The organism is Streptomyces aurantiacus, from assembly GCF_001418335.1.
GTDB classification, from domain to species: domain Bacteria; phylum Actinomycetota; class Actinomycetes; order Streptomycetales; family Streptomycetaceae; genus Streptomyces; species Streptomyces aurantiacus.
Genome location: NZ_LIPP01000468.1, coordinates 1 through 2,730, shown reverse-complemented (window position 1 = coordinate 2,730; position 2,730 = coordinate 1). Strand labels below are relative to the sequence as shown.

Sequence of the window (2,730 nt, the reverse complement as noted above, 5' to 3'; positions counted from 1 at the left end):
CTGGGGGCGCAGCCCCCAGTAGTGACGGGAATGGGCAGGGGCGGCGGGGGCGAAAAAAGGCCCCTACACCGCCGCCACCCGCTCAACCTCCCGCGGACGCAACTCCGCGTTCCCCAGCGCATCGCCCAAGTGCCGCTCAGCCACGGGCAGTACCTCCGCGATGGTGAGCTCGCGCCCGAGCTCGTGCGCGAGCGACGTGACCCCCGCGTCACGGATCCCGCACGGGATGATCTTGTCGAAACTCGACGTGTCCGGGTTCACGTTCAGGGCGAAGCCATGCATGGTGACCCCCTTGGCCACGCGAATCCCCATGGCGCAGATCTTGCGGTCCTCACGCCGCTGCCCGGCGTTGGAGGGCGCGTACTCGGGCCCGTTCAGCCGCGGGTCGAACTCCTCGTCCGCCAGCCGCGGATCGAGGTCGAGGGAGAGCCCGCCGAGCGCCGGCCGCTGTCCCACCGGATCGCCGAGGACCCAGACACCGGCCCGTCCCTCCACCCGGCTGGTCTCGACGCCGAACTCCGCGCAGACGCGGATCATCGCGTCCTCCAGCCGCCGGAGATGGGCGACGACGTCCACCGGACGCGGGAGCTTCTGGATCGGGTAGCCGACCAGTTGTCCCGGACCGTGCCAGGTGATCTTCCCGCCCCGGTCCACGTCGACGACGGGCGTGCCGTCGAGAGGCCGCTCGTTGTCCGCCGTGCGCCGGCCGGCCGTGTAGACCGGCAGGTGTTCAAGGAGCAGACAGGTGTCGGGGATCTCGTCCTGGAAGCGGGCCGCATGGACGCGGCGCTGCTCGTCCCAGGCCTCCTGGTACTCGACGGCGTCCGCACCGAAACCCATGCGGACGAACCGCAGCTCACTCACGGCAAGCGCCTCCCTGAAGAGTCGTAAGGCTCATTACGGCCTCACGCCACTGTACGTCCGACCGGTGCGCGTCAGCCCTGGGGGCAATCCTCACACGATCGGATGAATGCGCGTCGAAGTGTGCGATCGGGCGCTTACGGACGGCTACATTCGCGCCGTTCGCGAGGCTCATCAGGGCTGCTCAAGGCGTGGTGGCCGACCTCGCCCGGGCCTGCCCGTACAGGCCCCCAGCTCGGAAGGCAGGAGTTCGCACCGCAGATGTCGGAACGACCCGCGCAGCGCACCCCCAACCGTCAGCTCGCCGCACTTATCGCAGAAGCGGGGTTCTCCAACGCGGGGCTCGCCCGTCGAGTGGACCAGCTCGGCCTCGAACACGGTCTCGATCTGAGATACGACAAGACATCAGTGACCCGGTGGCTGCGCGGGCAGCAGCCCCGGGGCACCACACCCGCGCTGATCGCCGAGGTGTTCACCCGCCGCCTCGGCCGCCGGCTCAGTGCCCAGGACCTCGGACTCGACGCCTGCGCGCCCGTCTACGCGGGGCTGGAGTTCGCCGCCACGCCCGAGGAGGCCGTCGACATCGTCGGCGGGCTGTGGCGCAAGGACTCCGGAAGCCACGCCGAGCTGCGCAAGATCGCGTTCACTCCGGCGGGGCTCGTCGTGCCCAGCCGGGACTGGCTGATCGGCCGGGCCGACGACCGGGTGGGCCGCAGCGACCCGGGCACCGCCCGCGTCCCCGCGCAGGGAGGCCAGGGAGGCCAGGGAGGCCAGGGAGGCCAGGGAGGCGGTCAGGGAGGCCAGGGGAGCCCTGGAATCCGCCCGCTCTCCGTCAAGCTCTCGGCTCTGCCCGAACAGGGGAGGCCCGCCTCCCGGCAGCGTCCTGGGACGGAGCGCGGACCCGGACAGCGGGTGACCGCGGGCGACATCGCGGCCCTGCGCTCGGTCGGTGAACTCTTCCGCGCGCTCGACAACGCGTACGGCGGAGGGCACGCCCGGCAGGCCCTCGTGCGGTACCTGGAACACGAGCTGGAGCCGATGCTGCGCGGCACGTACGGCGAGCAGACGGGGCGCCGCCTGTTCGCCGCGGCGGCCGACCTGACCCGGCTGGCCGGCTGGACCTCGTACGACATCGCCGCGCACGGACTGGCGCAGCGGTACTTCGTGCAGGCGCTGCGGCTGTCGCAGGCGGCGGCGGACCGGGCGTACGGCTCGTACGTGCTCGTGACGATGAGCCGGCAGGCCGTCTATCTCCAGCACGGCCGGGAGGCGGTGCAGCTGGCCCGGGTCGCCCAGCAGGGCGTGGGTTCCGCCGCGCCGCCCGTCGTCCAGGCGCTGCTGTACGCGGTCGAGGCGCGGGGCCACGGAGTACTCGGGGAGGTGCGCGCGGCCACGGCCTCGCTGGCGCGGGCCGAGCGGGCCCTGGAGGCCGCCCGGCCGGGTGACGAAGTGCCGTACTGGGCGCGCTTCTTCGACGAGGCGCAGCTGGCGGACGAGTTCGGGCACTGCCACCGCGACCTCCAGCAGTACCGGGCGGCCGCGCAGCACGCCGAGCGCTCGCTGCGGCTGCGCGCGCCCGGGTACGCGCGCAGCCGGCTCTTCTGCCGGGTGGTCCTGGCCTCGGCGCGGCTCGGTCTCGGCGAGCTGGACCAGGCCTGCCAGCTGGGTGCCGAGGCGGCGACGCAGGCGTCGGAGATGCGGTCGGTGCGGGCGCTGGAGTATGTACGTGATTTCGAGCGGCGGTTGGAGCCTTATCGGGATGCGGCGCCGGTGCGGGGGTATCGCGACAAGGTCGCGGCTCTTGGGTGAGCGGGGAGGGGTTGGTCGAGTTTCGGGGTGCGGGTGGGGCGTGGCTGGTCGCGCAGTTCC

Annotated in this window: 2 protein-coding genes; one reads left to right on the top strand and one right to left on the bottom strand. The window is 72.4% G+C overall.

Annotated elements, in window-relative coordinates; genetic code table 11:
- Positions 1-63 precede the first annotated feature (63 nt).
- Entirely contained in the window at positions 64-864 is an 801-nt protein-coding gene (gene lipB / locus AOK01_RS38905; protein ID WP_055520206.1) for a lipoyl(octanoyl) transferase LipB, read from the bottom strand.
- Between the two features lie 258 nt (positions 865-1,122).
- On the opposite strand from lipB, the gene AOK01_RS38900 reads away from it, so the two are divergent.
- Positions 1,123-2,670 carry an NsdA family TPR-like regulatory protein gene (locus tag AOK01_RS38900; RefSeq protein ID WP_055520205.1) on the top strand — a complete coding sequence of 516 codons (1,548 nt, stop codon included), beginning with the start codon at positions 1,123-1,125 and terminating at the stop codon, positions 2,668-2,670.
- Positions 2,671-2,730 lie beyond the last annotated feature (60 nt).

Coding starts and splice junctions, on each gene's coding strand:
- AOK01_RS38900 (WP_055520205.1), top strand. CDS start 1,123: ATGTCGGAACGACCCGCGCAGCGCACCCCCAACCGTCAGCTCGCCGCA.